Below are 15,105 nucleotides of genomic sequence, written 5' to 3'. Positions count from 1 at the left end.
AGACGCGCATGCAGCCGATCGGCAATGCCTGGCAGAAGCTGCCCCGCATCGTCCGCGACCTCTCATCCGAACTCGGCAAGCAGATCGAGCTCGAGATGCACGGCGCCGACACCGAGCTCGACCGCCAGGTGCTCGATCTGATCAAGGACCCGCTCACCCACATGGTGCGCAACTCCGCCGATCATGGCCTCGAGACCCCCGCCGAGCGCCTCGCCAGCGGCAAGGGCGAGCAGGGCACCATTCGCCTGTCCGCCTATCACGAGGGCGGCCACATCATCATCTGCATCGCCGACAACGGCCGCGGCCTCAACACCGAGAAGATCAAGGCCAAGGCGCTCTCGTCCGGTCTCGTCACCGAGGCTGAGCTCGAGAAGATGAGCGAAGCCCAGATCCACAAGTTCATCTTCGCGCCGGGCTTCTCCACCGCGGCCGCCATCACCTCGGTGTCGGGCCGCGGCGTCGGCATGGACGTGGTCCGCACCAATATCGACCAGATCGGCGGCACCATCGACATCAAGTCGGTCGCGGGCGAAGGCAGCTCCGTCACCATCAAGATCCCGCTGACGCTCGCCATCGTCTCCGCGCTGATCGTCGAAGCCGCCGGCGACCGCTTTGCGATTCCCCAGCTCTCGGTGGTCGAGCTGGTGCGGGCCCGCGCCAACTCCGAGCACCGCATCGAGCGCATCAAGGACACCGCGGTGCTGCGCCTGCGCAACAAGCTGCTGCCGCTAATCCACTTGAAGAAGCTCCTGAAGATCGACGACGGCGCCGCTAGCGATCCCGAGAACGGCTTCATCGTGGTGACGCAAGTCGGCAGCCAGACCTTTGGCATCGTCGTCGACGGCGTGTTCCACACCGAAGAGATCGTGGTCAAGCCGATGTCGACAAAGCTGCGTCACATCGACATGTTCTCCGGCAACACCATTCTGGGCGATGGCGCGGTCATCATGATCATCGATCCCAACGGCATTGCCAAGGCGCTCGGCGCCGCCGGCTCCTCCGCCCATGACATGGGCGACGAGAACGGCGCCCACCACATCGGAAGCGGCGAGCAGACCACCTCGCTGTTGGTGTTCCGCGCCGGCTCGGCGCAGCCCAAGGCGGTTCCGCTTGGCCTCGTCACCCGCCTGGAAGAGCTGCCCGCCGACAAGATCGAGTTCTCGAACGGCCGCTACATGGTGCAGTACCGCGAGCAGCTGATGCCGCTGGTGGCCATGGACGGCGTCACCATCGCGAGCCAGGGCGCCCAGCCGATCCTGGTGTTCGCCGACGACGGCCGCTCCATGGGCCTCGTCGTCGACGAGATCATCGACATCGTCGAGGAACGGCTCAACATCGAGGTCGGCGGCTCCTCCTCCGGCATTCTCGGCTCGGCCGTGATCAAGGGCCAGGCCACCGAGGTGATCGACGTCGGCCACTTCCTGCCGATGGCGTTCGCTGACTGGTTCACTCGCAAGGAGATGAAGCCGTCGCTGCATTCGCAGTCGGTGCTGCTGGTCGACGACAGCGCGTTCTTCCGCAACATGCTGGCGCCGGTGCTGAAAGCCGCCGGCTATCGCGTCCGCACCGCGCCGACCGCGCAGGAGGGCTTGGCGGCGCTGCGCGCCCAGAACTTCGACGTGATCCTGACCGACATCGAGATGCCCGACATGAACGGGTTCGAGTTCGCGGAAGTCGTTCGCGCCGACAACAACCTCGCCGCGACGCCGATCATCGGCCTCTCGGCGCTGGTGTCGCCGGCGGCGATCGAGCGTGGCCGTCAGGCCGGCTTCCACGATTATGTCGCCAAGTTCGACCGTCCCGGTCTGATCGCGGCGCTGAAGGAGCAGACCGCGGGCGCCGCCGGCGCCTCCGAGCTGAGCCGGGCGGCCGCGGCTTAGGCCCTGAAGCGGGATGGATCAGGAGAGAGGTAAGATGAGCAAGACCCAATCCAGCGAAGGCGCCATGGTCGAGTACGTCACCGCGATGATCGGCGGTCAGCTGTTCGGCCTGCCGATCTCGCGCGTCCAGGACGTGTTCATGCCCGAGCGCGTCACCCGCGTGCCGCTGGCCTCGCGCGAGATCGCGGGCGTATTGAACTTGCGCGGCCGCATCGTCACCGTGGTCGACATGCGCTCGCGCCTCGGCCTGCCCAAGGACGAGGACGGCAAGACCGCGATGGCGGTCGGCGTCGACCTGCGCGGCGAATCCTACGGCCTCCTGATCGACCAGATCGGCGAGGTGCTGCGCCTGCCCGAGGACGGCAAGGAAGAAAACCCCGTCAACCTCGACCCCCGCATGGCCAAGCTCGCCGGCGGCGTCCACCGCCTCGACGGCCAGCTCATGGTCGTCCTCGACGTCGACCGCGTCCTCGAGCTCGAAACCAAGACGCAAATGGCTGCTTGAGCCAACGAAACATCGAAGCCGGAGAACCGAAATGAAGACGTGTTTGGTGGTCGATGATTCCAGCGTGGTACGCAAGATCGCGCGCCGGATCCTGGAAGGCCTGGAGTTCGAGGTCACCGAGGCCGAGGACGGCTCCAAGGCGCTCGAGATCTGCCAGCGGCAGCTGCCCGACGCGGTGCTGCTCGACTGGAACATGCCGGTCATGGACGGCTTCGAGTTCATGGGCCACATGCGCCGCCTGCCCGGCGGCGACCAGCCCAAGGTGGTGTTCTGCACCACCGAGAACAACGTGGCTCATATCGCTCAGGCGCTCAGCGGCGGCGCCAACGAGTACATCATGAAGCCCTTCGACAAAGACATCATCGCCGACAAGTTCGCTGAAGTCGGTTTGATCCCGGTCGGACAAGCCATGGTCTGAGTGTGTCTGGCCCAAAGTGCTTGGGCCAGAGTGTTCCAGTACAGCTTTCGAGAGGCCATCCGTGACCCCGACCGAGTACGAGTATCTGCGTAAATTCCTGAAGGATAATTCCGGTCTCGACCTGTCCGCAGAGAAGCAATATCTGATCGAAAGCCGTCTGCTGCCGCTGGCCCGCAAGGCCGGGATGTCCGGCATCGCCGAGCTCGTGCAGAAGCTGCAAGGCGGTTCGCGCCAGCTGATCACCGACGTGGTCGAGGCCATGACCACCAACGAGACTTTCTTCTTCCGCGACAAGGTCCCTTTCGATCATTTCCGCGACCACATCATGTCGGAGATCATCAAGGCGCGTGCGGCCAAGCGCAGCGTGCGCATCTGGTGTGCCGCCGGCTCGACCGGGCAGGAGCCCTATTCGCTGGCGATGTGCCTGAAGGAGATGGGCGCGGCCCTCACCGGCTGGCGCGTCGAGATCATCGCGACCGACCTGTCGCAAGAGGTGCTGGAGAAGGCCAGGGCCGGCGTCTACAGCCAGTTCGAGGTGCAGCGCGGCCTGCCGATCCAGATGCTGGTGAAATATTTCAAGCAGATCGGTGAGACCTGGCAGATCAATCCCGAATTGCGGGCGATGATCCAGCACCGCCAGCTCAACCTGCTGCACGATTTCGCCCAGCTCGGCACCTTCGACGTCATCTTCTGCCGCAACGTGCTGATCTATTTCGATCAGGACACCAAGATCAACGTCTTCAACCGCCTGGCGCGCCAGATCGAGCCCGATGGCTTCCTGGTGCTTGGCGCCGCCGAGACCGTGGTCGGACTGACCGACACGTTCCGGCCGATTGCGGAGCGGCGCGGCCTCTACAAGCCGAACGATCCGCGCGCGGCAGTGACCAAGCCGGTTCTCGCCGGTGTGGCGCCGCGCATGGCGGCGATGGCGGGGCGATAATCATGGCCGAGGATGGCAAGGGCGCGGAGCGTGTGACCTTCAGCCGCGGCTATGATGTCTGCATCATGGCCATCGACGGCACCTGGCGGCGCGACTGCAAGCTCAACGCGATCTCCGACACCGACGCCGTTCTCACGGTGGAGGGCTCGATCCAGGGCTTGAACCTCAAGGAGTTCTTCCTGCTGCTGTCGTCCACGGGTCTCGCCTATCGTCGCTGCGAGCTGGTCCGTGTCAACGGCGCCGAAATGGACATCCAGTTCCTGCGCGGCAAGAACCGGAAGAAGCGCGGTGCGGCCGGTGGCCATGACGCCGCGGCCTGATCTCGCCGCCGCTGTCGCGACGCTTTCCGGCACTTTGCTTCACATTTGCTGAACGTGTCCGAGTCAATTGCTCGCGGCCGCTTTACGCGGCTTAAGCGCGAGCCGTGTATCCATTGACGCTCTCAATCTCAGGATCCGGCAATGCCCAGAAGTTCTCTTTCCCCGATCTCGTCAAACCTGCCCGACGGCGCCGAGCGGCGTGCGCTTCAGCTCCTGGTGGTCGATGACGATGCCACGCAGCGCCGCCTGATCACGGTCGCGGCCAAGCAGGCGGGCCACGAGGTCACCGTGGCGCCATCCGTGGCGGACGCGATCGAGAAGCTGCGCGCCGCGCGCTTCGACTGCGTGACGCTCGATCTCGTGCTGGAGGATGGTGACGGCGTCGACGTGCTGCGGGAGATGGCGAGCGCGAAGTTTGCAGGCTCCGTGATCGTCATCAGCGGCATGGACGGCAAGCGCCGCAGTGCCGCCCGCAGCTTCGCCCGTTCCGTCGGGATCGAGCTCCAGAGCCTGCCGAAGCCGCTGGATCTCGCGGCGCTGCGCATCAGCCTTGCCAATCTCGGCAAGACCGCGATGGGCCTGCCGGCGATTCACACCTGGGGTGGTGTCGCCACCGACGCGATCGTGGAACGGCACCGCGCCTAGCTTGCGGAGCTGCCATGCAGTCAGACGCGGCCGCCCGCCGCGTTGTCGGATTCCGACAGACATTGCAGGGCGTGGCCGAGGCCCGCCCGGCAGGCATTGAGGGCCGCGCTCGCGCTGACGTAGCGGGGCGTGACGTCATCGAGCAAGACGACATCTGCGGAACCTTCCGGATCGCTGCCGTGTTCTTGATCCATGGCTGCGGCGATCCGGCGCATGCTGGTCTCGATCTGTGCGATCAGCAAACGAAGGTCCGCCGCAATCAGCTCACGGCTCTCGACTTCGGACGTTGCGACGGGAGGCGACGTGTCGGCCAAATTTAGCATGGATATTCTCCGTCCACTGCAATTAGGCGCCATGCCGCTACTTGTGCGTTAAGTCCATGTCCCGTACAAATACGGGTGAGCCGGATCCGCGCCGAGCGCCATAACGATTGGCGCGGACGCGAGTCCTTCATGCCAACCGGATGTGGCACATGGCCGAACAAAGCTCTCGCGGTGAAATCTTCGTGGTCGACGACGACCCTGCCGTTCGCGACACCTTGTCGATGGTGTTGAAGGCGGCGGGCTATGAGGTGATCTGTTTCGCGGACGGTGCAGCGCTGCTCTCCGTCGCGCGAAACCGCACGCCGGCTGCAATCCTGCTCGACGTGCATATTCCCGGGAAGTCGGGTCTCGACATCCTGAAGGAGCTGCACGGCGAGGACTATCCGGCGCCGATCTTCATGATCTCCGGGCAGGGCGACATCGCGATGGCGGTGGGCGCGATCAAGAGCGGCGCGCTCGACTTCATCGAGAAGCCGTTCCGCGGCAGCGAGATCGTCGGCCGCCTCGACGAGGCGATCGGTGCCTATGCACGCAGGCAGGCCGAGAACGCGTCGCCGAAATTCGGCTCGCTGCATTTCCCCGGCCGCGAGCCGCTGACGCGCAGGGAGCGTGAGGTGCTGGAGCAGTTCGCCTCCGGAGCCTCCAACAAGGAGGCCGGCCGCACGCTCGGCATCAGTCCGCGTACCATCGAGGACCACCGCGCCAACATCATGAAGAAGCTCGGCGCGCGCAATGCCGCCGACCTGATCCGCATCGTGATGACCGCGGCCCAGCGCGCGTCGTAACATGGTCTCGTGCCCCGGACGCAGCGCATCATGCAATGATGCGCTGCTGAGCCGGGGCCCATCTCCCCAACTTCACGGCTCAATGTTCTGGGTCCCCGCTCTGCACAGCAGCGCTTACGCGCCGCAGTGCGTCCGGGACAAGAGAGCAATCACCCGCTCAACGCCTTGCGGACGATCCGCGCCAGGTCCGATTTGCGATAGGGCTTGGCCAGCAACATCACGCCGGAATCCAGCCGGCCGTGATGGATGATCGCGTTCTCGGTATAGCCTGACGTGTAGACCACCTTGAGATCCGGGCGCGTCTTCATCAGCTCGTCCGCGAGCTGCCGTCCGTTCATCTTGCCGGGCATGATGACGTCGGTGAACAGAAGGTCGAACGGCTTGCCGGCTGCGACGATCGCGAGCGCCTCCGCGGCGTTCGCCGCCTGTAGAGTGACGTAACCCAGCGAATGCAGCTGCGCCAGCACGTAGTCCCGCACCAGCCGGTCGTCCTCGACCACCAGGATCGTCTCGTGTCCGCCCTCGATCGTCGCCGGCGTCACGCCCTCGCCGACCGCCGTCGGCGTCTTGCCGGGCGGCAGATACATCTTGATCGTGGTGCCGTGCCCCTCCTCGCTGTAGATCTTGATGTGACCTGCGGACTGCTTGATGAAGCCGTAGACCATCGAAAGTCCGAGTCCGGTGCCCTTGCCAGGTCCCTTCGAGGTGAAGAAGGGATCGAACACCCGGGGCAGCATGTTCGCAGGGATTCCGGTGCCGGTGTCGCTCACGGCGATCAGCACGTAGTGCCCCGGCGGCACGTCGTTGGCGCTGGCATAGACCTCGTCGAGATAGGCGGCGCCGGTCTCCACGATCAGCTTGCCGCCGCCGGGCATGGCGTCGCGCGCATTGAGCGCGAGGTTGAGGATCGCGGTGGTGAGCTGGTTGGGATCGACGATGGCGACGCAATTCTCGTCCTCGAACACCGATTCGATCTGGATCTGCTCGCCGAGCGTCGGGCGCAACAATTTCGCAGTGTCGACGATCAGCGAGTTGATGTCGATCTCGCGCGGCTGCAGCGGCTGCTTGCGCGCGAAGGCGAGCAGGTGCTGGGTCAGATCGGCGCCGCGCGCGGCGGCCTCGTCGATCATCTTCGTGATCGCCGCGAGCTGCGGCTCCTTGGCGACCGCCTCCGCGAGAATCTCGATCGTGCCGGTGATGACGGTGAGAATGTTGTTGAAGTCATGCGCCACGCCGCCGGTCAGCTGGCCGACGGCCTCCATCTTCTCGGCATGGCGGATGCGCTCCTCGGCGGCGATCTTGTCGGTGAGGTCGCGGTAGAAGACGTTGAACAGCAGGCCCTCGCGCCGCTTCAGCGCGGTGACGCTCAGCTCGGCCCTGAATTCCTTGCCGTCGCGGCGGCAGCACATCAGCTCGCGGCGGCGGTTCAGCGTCCGGCCGTCCTCGTTGGCCAGGAATTGCTTCAGCCCCGCCCGAACCCTCTCGCGTTCGCTCTCGGCGACGATGAGGTCGATCGTGCTCTTGCCGAGGACCTCCTCGCGACGCCAGCCGAACAGCTGCTCGGCCTGCGAGTTCCAGTTCAGGATGCTCCCGGTCTCGTCGGTCTGGACGAAGGCGTCGAGCGAGGTCTCGACGATGTTGCGAGCGAGGCGCTCGCTCTCGCGCAGCGATTCCTGCGCGAGCCGTGCTTCGGTCATGTCGCGCCCGACGAAGAAGAAGCGCTTGGCCGGCTCGGACCAGCTGCCGAGCCAGGACAGCCAGACCTCGTGCCCGTTCTTGTGGATGCAGCGGGTGTCGGCCAGCTTGACGCGATCGCCGCGGCGCATCGCCCGCATCTCGGCACGGGACTGCTCGAGATGACCGGGATGGATGAAGTCGGCGCCGCTGCGGCCGATCATCTCGTCCGGCCGGTAGCCGAGAATGGTCTCGCTGCTCGGGCTGACCTGCGCGACATGGCCCCGCGCGTCCATGATCATGATCAGGTCCTGCGACGTCTCGAAGATCTGACGCCGCTCCTCGAGCTGGTGCTGCAGCGCTCGCTCGGCGCGCCGTGCCTCGGTCAGGCTGCGCGCGCTTCCCGAGGCGCCGATGATTTCGCCCGACGGTCCCTTGATCGGCGACAGGCTGAGCGAAATCTCGACCGGCGTGCCGTCCTTGCACAGGCGGACCGTCTCGAAGCGTTCGATCGGCTCGCCCCGTGCGATCCGCCGCAGGTACTCCTTGCCCTGTTCGCGGCGGTCGGGCGGGACGATGATCGAGGTGGGCTTGCCGATCGCCTCTTCCGCCGTATAGCCGTAAAGGCGTTCGGCGGCCGGATTCCAGCCGGTGATGATGGCATCGAGCGTCTGCATCACGATCGCATCGTCGGACGATTCCACGGCGGCACTGAACAGGTTCTCGCGCGCAGCGTGATGGCTCCGCGCGGCCTCGGTGCGGCGATGCTCCTCGATCTCGCGTTCGAGCGCGGCTGTTTTCGCGCGCATCTCCTCCACCATCCGCGCAAAGGCCCGTGCCAGCACGCCGGTCTCGCCGCTGGCATCGATGGGGATGTCCGCGGGACGTCCGCTGCCGATGGCCTGCACCGCCTCCGTCAGACGCCCGATCGGGCGGGTCAACGAGCGCGCCAGCAGCACCGCGAGCGCAGCCGCGGCGAGAACGGCCAGCACGCCGACCAGCAGGGACGTTTTTTGGATGGCGGCCGGCACGCGGCCGAACACGGACGGGGGAATGGTCACGACGATGGCGACCCATTCCTTGCCCGCAAGCGATATGGGCGCGAATGCCGCGCCGCTCGTCCGGCCCGACTCGTCGGTCGTGACCCGCGTGGCCACGTCCGACGTGCCGGCCAGCGCTGCGAAGAACGGAAAGTCCTTGCGCCAATCGGTCGGATGGCCCCGCGATGACCCGAACTCCCGCGCCCGGTCGGGATGGACGAGATAGTCGCCGCGCGCATTCACGACGTAGATCTCTCCGCCCGAGGTCGTCGTCGCGCGGACCCGGTCGAGTGCCGGGCGCATGTCGATATTGGCCACGATGATGCCGAACGGCTTGTCGTCGGCTGTGAACAGCGGCATCGCCACGCGTAAAGTCGGCGCGTGAGGCGCCGCCGTTCCCCCCTGACGAGTCGCGAGTTCGATGGGAGAAACATAGATCTCGCCGGGCCCGAGCCGTATGGCTTGCTGAAAGTACGCTCGGTCGCCCTTGCGCTCCAGTTCGCTGTCCGGAGCGATCCGGGCTGCTCCGTTGGGACCCGAACGATCGACGTGGACCAGTTCGCGCTGGTCGTTGTCGACGCCGATGATCCTGAACTGCCCGTAAATGGGCTTGGCGTCGATCTCGGCCGCGAGCCGCGCCGCGATACGCTCGCGCCAGGTCTGCTCCGAGACGCCGTCCGCAGGATCGATCCCGCCGCCGGCATGAGCGCGGATCAGGCCATTGATCGCCGCTGCGGCGCGATAGCCGACCAGATCGCCGCGTACGCCGGCAACGTAGGATTCAAGGTTGGTCGCGAGCAGGCGCGATTGGGCTTCGACCCGCTCCAGCACCCGCGGAATGACGGCCTGTGTGGTGTTGCGATAGCCCAGCCATCCGACTGCGGCCACGGTGACCGCAACCAGCAGGATCATCGCGATGGCCAGCCGCGTGGCCAGCATCGTTGCTGCTCTCATGGGGAGTTTCGCCGGACCTGCCGCATCGCTGCGCCATTTCTGGCTTGCGGCAGAGGAGGCGTTCTTGTCATCGGCGGCCGGAGCGGACATCGGACCCCTCCGGCGCGTCGGCCTTCAGGCAATCTGTGACCACGGCAAGCAGTGCATCGGGCCGGAACGGCTTTTGCAAGCTGGCCAACGCGCCGAGCTTGGTCGCCATCTTCAGGAAGTCCGGCCCCGCGTAGGCATCCGGCGTGACCGAACGGCCGGAGATGACGACGGTCGGAACCGCCGGGGCCAGCGCCCGAATGTGACGCATCGTCTCCAATCCGTCCATGCCGGGCATGAAGATGTCGAGAAACAACAGGTCGAACCGGCTTGCCTCGAACAGCGCCAGCCCCTTGCGGCCATCCGCGGCGATCGTCACATGATGACCAGCCCGTTCCAGCAGCAGCCGGATGGTGAACTGGACGGCCGGATCGTCATCCACGATCAGGATGTTGGCCACGCCTGAAATCCTCCGCGGTCGGCAGGGAGTGTCCCAGCGACCGCAAATCAAACCAATGAACACGAAATTGTTGCGCGGATTCTCAACGGCCGGCAAGCACTTCGGAACCCCTTGGGCCCGCCTGCCGCTTTATTGCGCTGCACTGTGCGGTGTGCACGCCTGAGTGCATAGCAGAGGTCCGCCCTCCGCCCGCCCTGCGCCTTGCCGGGGATGGATTGCCTGTGAGAAGAGCAGGGCGAATCCTCCGGACGGACAAGGAAAGAGATGAGCAACAAGAAGAAGACGCCCGACCAGCTCCGCAGCGCGCGCTGGTTCGCACCCGACGATCTGCGTTCGTTCGGCCATCGCTCCCGCGCCATGCAGATGGGATATGCGCCGGAGGAGTGGAAGGACCGCCCGATCATCGCGATCCTCAACACCTGGTCGGACGCGCAGCCCTGCCACATGCACTTCAAGTCGCGCGTCGACGACGTCAAGCGCGGCATCCTGATGGCGGGCGGCCTGCCGCTTGAGCTGCCGGCGCTGTCGCTGTCGGAATCGCTGCTCAAGCCCACCACCATGCTCTATCGCAACCTGCTGGCGATGGACGCCGAGGAGCTGCTCCGCAGCCATCCCGTCGACGGCGTGGTGCTGATGGGCGGCTGCGACAAGACCACGCCGGCGCTGCTGCTGGGTGCAACCTCGATGAACATTCCGGCGATCTATCTGCCGGCAGGCCCGATGCTGCGCGGCAATTGGAAGGGCAAGACGCTCGGCTCCGGCTCCGACGGCTGGAAATATTGGGACGAGCGCCGCGCCGGAAAGATCTCCGACAAGGACTGGCTCGACATCGAGGCCGGCATCGCCCGCAGCTACGGCACCTGCATGACCATGGGTACCGCCTCGACCATGACTGCGATTGCGGAAGCGATCGGCATGACGCTCCCCGGCGCCTCGTCGATCCCCGCCGCCGACGCCAACCATATCCGCATGGCAAGTGAATGCGGCCGCCGCATCGTCGAGATGGTGTGGGAGGATCTGACGCCGAAGGTGATCCAGACCCGCAAGGCGTTCGAGAACGCGATCGCGGTCGCGATGGCGATGGGCTGTTCCACCAACGCCATCATCCATCTGATCGCGCAGGCCCGCCGCGCCGGCCAGGATATCGGCCTCGACGATTTCGAGAAGGCCAGCCGCAAGGTGCCCGTCATCGCCAACGTCCGCCCGAGCGGCGATACGTACCTGATGGAGGACTTCTTCTACGCCGGCGGCCTGCCGGCGCTGATGGGCCAGATCAAGCCGCATCTGCATCTCGACTGCATCACGGTCACAGGCAAGACGCTGGGTGAGAACATCGAGAGCGCCGAGGTACACAACGCCGACGTGATCCGCGGCATCGACAATCCCATCTACAAGGAAGGCGCGCTCGCCGTGCTCAAGGGCAATCTCGCGCCCGACGGCTGCGTCATTAAACCCTCCGCCTGCGCACCGCGGTTCCTCAAGCACACCGGGCCGGCGCTGGTGTTCGACGACTATCCCTCGATGAAGAAGGCGATCGACGATCCCGATCTCGACGTCACCGAGGATCACATTCTCATCCTGCGCAATGCCGGGCCGCAGGGCGGGCCGGGCATGCCGGAATGGGGCATGCTGCCGATCCCGACCAAGCTCGTGAAGCAGGGCGTGCGCGACATGGTGCGCATCTCGGATGCGCGCATGAGCGGCACCAGCTACGGCGCCTGCATCCTGCACGTCGCGCCGGAATCGTATATCGGCGGCCCGCTGGCGCTGGTGCAGAACGGCGACCGCATCACGCTCGATGTCGCTGCGCGCACCATCAATCTCGAAGTCGGCGAAGCCGAGCTCGCAAAACGCCGCGCCGCCTGGAAGCAGCCCCAGCGCCGCTTCGAGCGCGGCTATGGCTGGATGTTCACCAAGCACATCAAGCAGGCCAATGACGGCTGCGACTTCGACTTCCTCGAGACCGATTTCGGCGCGCCGATTGGCGAGCCGTCGATTTATTAATCACCTTGTCATTCCGGGGCATCGCGAAGCGATGAGCTATGGTGCGCAATTGCGCACCTGAGAATCCATAACCACGATGGATTCCGGGCTCGCGCCAAGTGGCGCGCCCCGGAATGACGAAAGAGAGAACACGACATGACCAAACTCACCGAAGCCACCCGCAACAAGCTCAAATCCGTCTCCACCGCCACCGTCGCCACCGCCTTGTTCAAGCGCGGCCTGCGCATCCAGATGATCCAGGATGTCCGCCCCTTGAGCCCGGACCAGCCGACCATGGTCGGCGAGGCCTTCACGCTGCGCTACATGCCGGCGCGCGAGGACCTCAACACCATCGACGTGTTCAGGGACCGCTCCCATCCGCAGCGCAAGGCGGTCGAGGATTGCCCGCCGGGCGCCGTGCTGGTGATGGACAGCCGCAAGGAGGCGCGCGCGGCCTCGGCCGGCGCGATCCTGGTGACGCGACTGATGAAGCGCGGCGTTGCTGGCGTCGTCACCGACGGCGGCTTTCGCGACTCCGCCGAGATCTCAACGCTCGGCTTTCCTGCCTTCCACCATCGCCCCTCCGCACCGACCAACCTGACGCTGCATCAGGCGATCGAGATCAACGTGCCCATTGGCTGCGGCGATGCGCCGGTGTTTCCCGGCGACGTCATCCTCGGCGATGCCGACGGCGTCATCGTGATCCCCGCGCATCTGGCAGACGAGATCGCCAACGAGACCTTCGAGATGACCGCGTTCGAGGATTTCGTCACCGAGGAAGTCGGCAAGGGCCGCGGCATCTTCGGTCTCTATCCCGCCACCGATCCGCAGACGCTCACCGATTTCGCAGAATGGCGCAAGAAGAACGGGCGGTGAGTTGCCTCGCCTCTCCCCGCTTGCGGGGAGAGGCCGGAATTCGCAAAGCGAATTCCGGGTGAGGGGGAGCCTCCGCGAGCTTCACTGCCGGCGTGTTCGCGGATAAAGCCCCTCACCCGACCCTCTCCCCGTAAGAACGGGGAGAGGGAGAAGAGTCACGCCTCCGCCATCCCCGCGGCCCACAGCGCGAACGCGTACACGATCGCGACTTCGTCGAGCCGGTCGAAGCGCCCCGAGGCGCCGCCGTGGCCGGCGCCCATATTGGTGCGGAGCAGGACCGGGCCGCCGCCGGTCATGGTGGCGCGCAGGCGCGCGATCCATTTGGCGGGCTCCCAGTAAGTGACGCGGGGATCAGTCAATCCGCCCATCGCCAGGATTGCCGGATAATCCTTCGCCGCGACGTTGTCGTAAGGCGAGTAGGAAAGAATGGTGCGGAAATCCTTCTCGCTCTCGATCGGGTTGCCCCATTCGGGCCATTCCGGCGGCGTCAGCGGCAAGGTGTCGTCGAGCATGGTGTTGAGCACGTCGACGAACGGCACTTCTGCGACGATGCCGGCGAACAATTCGCCGGCGCGGTTGGCGACCGCGCCCATCAGCATGCCGCCGGCCGAGCCGCCATGGCCAATGATGCGCTTGGCGCTGGTGTACTTCGCGTCGATCAGTGCCCGCGCACTGGCGGCGAAATCGTCGAAGCTGTTCGTCTTCTTCTCGCGCTTGCCGTCGAGATACCAGCCCCAGCCCTTGTCGGCGCCGCCGCGGATATGGGCGATGGCATAGACGAAGCCGCGGTCGACCATTGACAGGCGGTTGGTGCTGAACGAAGCCGGCATCGCCATGCCATAGGAGCCGTAGCCGTAGAGCAACAGCGGCGCCGCGCCGTCGAGCTTCAGCCCGCGGCGATGCAGGATCGAGACCGGCACCTCGGCGCCATCATGCGATTTCGCCGTGATGCGCGTCGTGACGTAGTCGGCCGGGTTATGGCCGGACGGAATCTCCTGGCGCTTGCGCAAGGTGCGCGTGCGCTTGATCATGTCGTAGTCGTAGACTTCCGACGGCGTCGTCATCGACGAATAGGAAAAGCGCAGGGTAGTCGTCTCGAACTCGTAGGAGCCCATCGTATCGAGCGAGTAGGCCGCCTCGTCGAAGGCGATGGCATGCTCCTCGTTCGAGGCGAGGTCGCGGATCACGACCGACGGCAGCGCATTGGCGCGCTCCAGCCGCACCAGATGGCCGGCATAGAGATCGAGGTCGATGATGTAGATGCCGGGCCGATAGGGAATCAGATCGCGCCAGTTCTTGCGCTCGGGCTGGCTAAGCGGCGCAGTGACGATCTTGAAGTCGATGGCATCGTCCGCATTGGTGAGGATGAACAATTCGTCGCCGCGGTCGGCGAGCGAATATTGCACGCCTTCCTCGCGCGCAGCGACCAGGCGCGGCGGCGCCTCGGGATTGGCGAGATCGATCAGCCGTTGCTCCGAGGTCTCGTGATCGCCGCCCGCGATCACGCAAAAGCGGCCGCTGGTGCTTTCATGCAGGTGGGTGAACCAGCCGGCATCCTGCTCCTCATAGACCAGCGTGTCGTCGGCCTGCTTTGTGCCGAGCTTGTGCCGCCACACCTGCATCGGGCGGTGATTGTCGTCGAGCTTCACATAGAAGAAGCTCCTGCAGTCCGCGGCCCAGACCACGCCGCCGTCGGTCTCCTCGACGAGATCGTCGAGGTCCTTTCCCGTCGCCCAGTCGCGCACGCGGATGGAGAAATATTCGGAGCCCTTGGTGTCGGCGCTCCAGGCCTGCAGCTTGTGATCGTACGAGTGCCGGCTGCCGCCGAACTTGAAATATTGGTGGTCCTTGGCGAGCGCGTCGCCATCGAGCACGATATGGCCTTCGCCGCCGTCGCGCGGCATGCGCCCGAACAGCTCGTGCTGCCCGCCCTCGCGAAACCTGCGGAAATAGGCGAAGGGCCCATCCGGTGACGGCACGCTGGAATCGTCCTCCTTGATCCGCCCGCGCATCTCGCGCACCAGCATCTTCTGCAACGGCGCGGTATGGCCGAGCAGGCTCTCGGTGTAGGCGTTCTCCTCGTCGAGATATTTGCGGATGTCCGGATCGAGCACGGCGGGATCGCGCAGCACCTCCTGCCAGTTCGCGTCCTTCAGCCAGGCATAATCGTCGGTCACGGTGATGCCGTGCCGCGTGAAGGAATGCAGCCGGCGCGGGCCGACGGGGGGCTTCGAAGGCGTCTTGGCTTGGGTCACTCGGTCCTCGTTCGTCAGCG

General features: G+C 65.5%; 13 protein-coding genes. 9 read left to right on the top strand and 4 right to left on the bottom strand.

Going from position 1 to position 15,105, the window contains the following annotated elements:
* The 6 genes from HZZ16_RS32490 to HZZ16_RS32465 form a co-directional block, all read left to right on the top strand.
* On the top strand, positions 1–1,880 hold a 1,880-nt coding region (locus HZZ16_RS32490; protein ID WP_197954299.1), incomplete at its 5' end, for a hybrid sensor histidine kinase/response regulator.
* Positions 1,881–1,914: 34 nt separating this feature from the next.
* Complete coding sequence (locus HZZ16_RS32485) at positions 1,915–2,385, top strand: chemotaxis protein CheW (protein WP_197954297.1); 471 nt, start codon at positions 1,915–1,917, stop codon at positions 2,383–2,385.
* A 31-nt stretch (positions 2,386–2,416) separates the two neighbouring features.
* Positions 2,417–2,803 carry a response regulator gene (locus HZZ16_RS32480; RefSeq protein ID WP_018321619.1) on the top strand — a complete coding sequence of 129 codons (387 nt, stop codon included), beginning with the start codon at positions 2,417–2,419 and terminating at the stop codon, positions 2,801–2,803.
* Positions 2,804–2,864: 61 nt separating this feature from the next.
* Positions 2,865–3,743 carry a CheR family methyltransferase gene (locus HZZ16_RS32475; RefSeq protein WP_197954295.1) on the top strand — a complete coding sequence of 293 codons (879 nt, stop codon included), beginning with the start codon at positions 2,865–2,867 and terminating at the stop codon, positions 3,741–3,743.
* Between the two features lie 2 nt (positions 3,744–3,745).
* Entirely contained in the window at positions 3,746–4,063 is a 318-nt protein-coding gene (locus HZZ16_RS32470) for a hypothetical protein (protein ID WP_036015908.1), read from the top strand.
* Positions 4,064–4,204: 141 nt separating this feature from the next.
* On the top strand, positions 4,205–4,708 hold the full coding sequence (locus HZZ16_RS32465; RefSeq protein WP_036015910.1) for a response regulator: 504 nt from the start codon (positions 4,205–4,207) through the stop codon (positions 4,706–4,708).
* 20 nt (positions 4,709–4,728) lie between these two features.
* On the opposite strand, the gene HZZ16_RS32460 is transcribed toward HZZ16_RS32465, so the two are convergent.
* Positions 4,729–5,031: a hypothetical protein gene (locus HZZ16_RS32460; protein ID WP_197954293.1), complete on the bottom strand. Its 303-nt coding sequence runs from the start codon at positions 5,029–5,031 to the stop codon at positions 4,729–4,731.
* Between the two features lie 149 nt (positions 5,032–5,180).
* Here HZZ16_RS32460 and HZZ16_RS32455 point away from each other — a divergent pair, with 149 nt between their 5' ends.
* Positions 5,181–5,816 (top strand): response regulator transcription factor, encoded by a 636-nt coding sequence (locus HZZ16_RS32455; RefSeq protein ID WP_091897867.1) that lies wholly within the window; start codon positions 5,181–5,183, stop codon positions 5,814–5,816.
* Positions 5,817–5,965: 149 nt separating this feature from the next.
* Here HZZ16_RS32455 and HZZ16_RS32450 read toward each other — a convergent pair whose 3' ends face one another.
* Both HZZ16_RS32450 and HZZ16_RS32445 read right to left on the bottom strand, forming a co-directional pair.
* Positions 5,966–9,484, bottom strand: a complete 3,519-nt coding sequence (locus tag HZZ16_RS32450) for a PAS domain S-box protein (RefSeq protein ID WP_376707607.1) — start codon at positions 9,482–9,484, stop codon at positions 5,966–5,968.
* Between the two features lie 67 nt (positions 9,485–9,551).
* Positions 9,552–9,971, bottom strand: coding sequence for a response regulator (locus HZZ16_RS32445; protein ID WP_197954289.1), 420 nt, complete (start codon positions 9,969–9,971; stop codon positions 9,552–9,554).
* Positions 9,972–10,235: 264 nt separating this feature from the next.
* Here HZZ16_RS32445 and araD point away from each other — a divergent pair, with 264 nt between their 5' ends.
* Both araD and HZZ16_RS32435 read left to right on the top strand, forming a co-directional pair.
* A complete protein-coding gene (gene araD, locus HZZ16_RS32440; protein ID WP_197954287.1) occupies positions 10,236–11,975 on the top strand; it encodes an L-arabinonate dehydratase in 1,740 nt (579 codons plus the stop codon).
* Between the two features lie 135 nt (positions 11,976–12,110).
* Positions 12,111–12,830, top strand: coding sequence for a ribonuclease activity regulator RraA (locus tag HZZ16_RS32435; protein ID WP_197954284.1), 720 nt, complete (start codon positions 12,111–12,113; stop codon positions 12,828–12,830).
* Between the two features lie 155 nt (positions 12,831–12,985).
* Here the strand turns inward: HZZ16_RS32435 and HZZ16_RS32430 are convergent, their stop codons facing one another.
* Entirely contained in the window at positions 12,986–15,085 is a 2,100-nt protein-coding gene (locus HZZ16_RS32430) for a S9 family peptidase (RefSeq protein ID WP_197954282.1), read from the bottom strand.
* Positions 15,086–15,105: the final 20 nt, after the last annotated feature.

The sequence above is a fragment of the Bradyrhizobium glycinis genome (assembly GCF_016031655.1).
GTDB classification, from domain to species: Bacteria; Pseudomonadota; Alphaproteobacteria; order Rhizobiales; family Xanthobacteraceae; genus Bradyrhizobium; species Bradyrhizobium glycinis.
The sequence above is the reverse complement of the archived record's forward strand: the minus strand, read 5'-3'. Positions and strand labels throughout refer to the sequence as shown.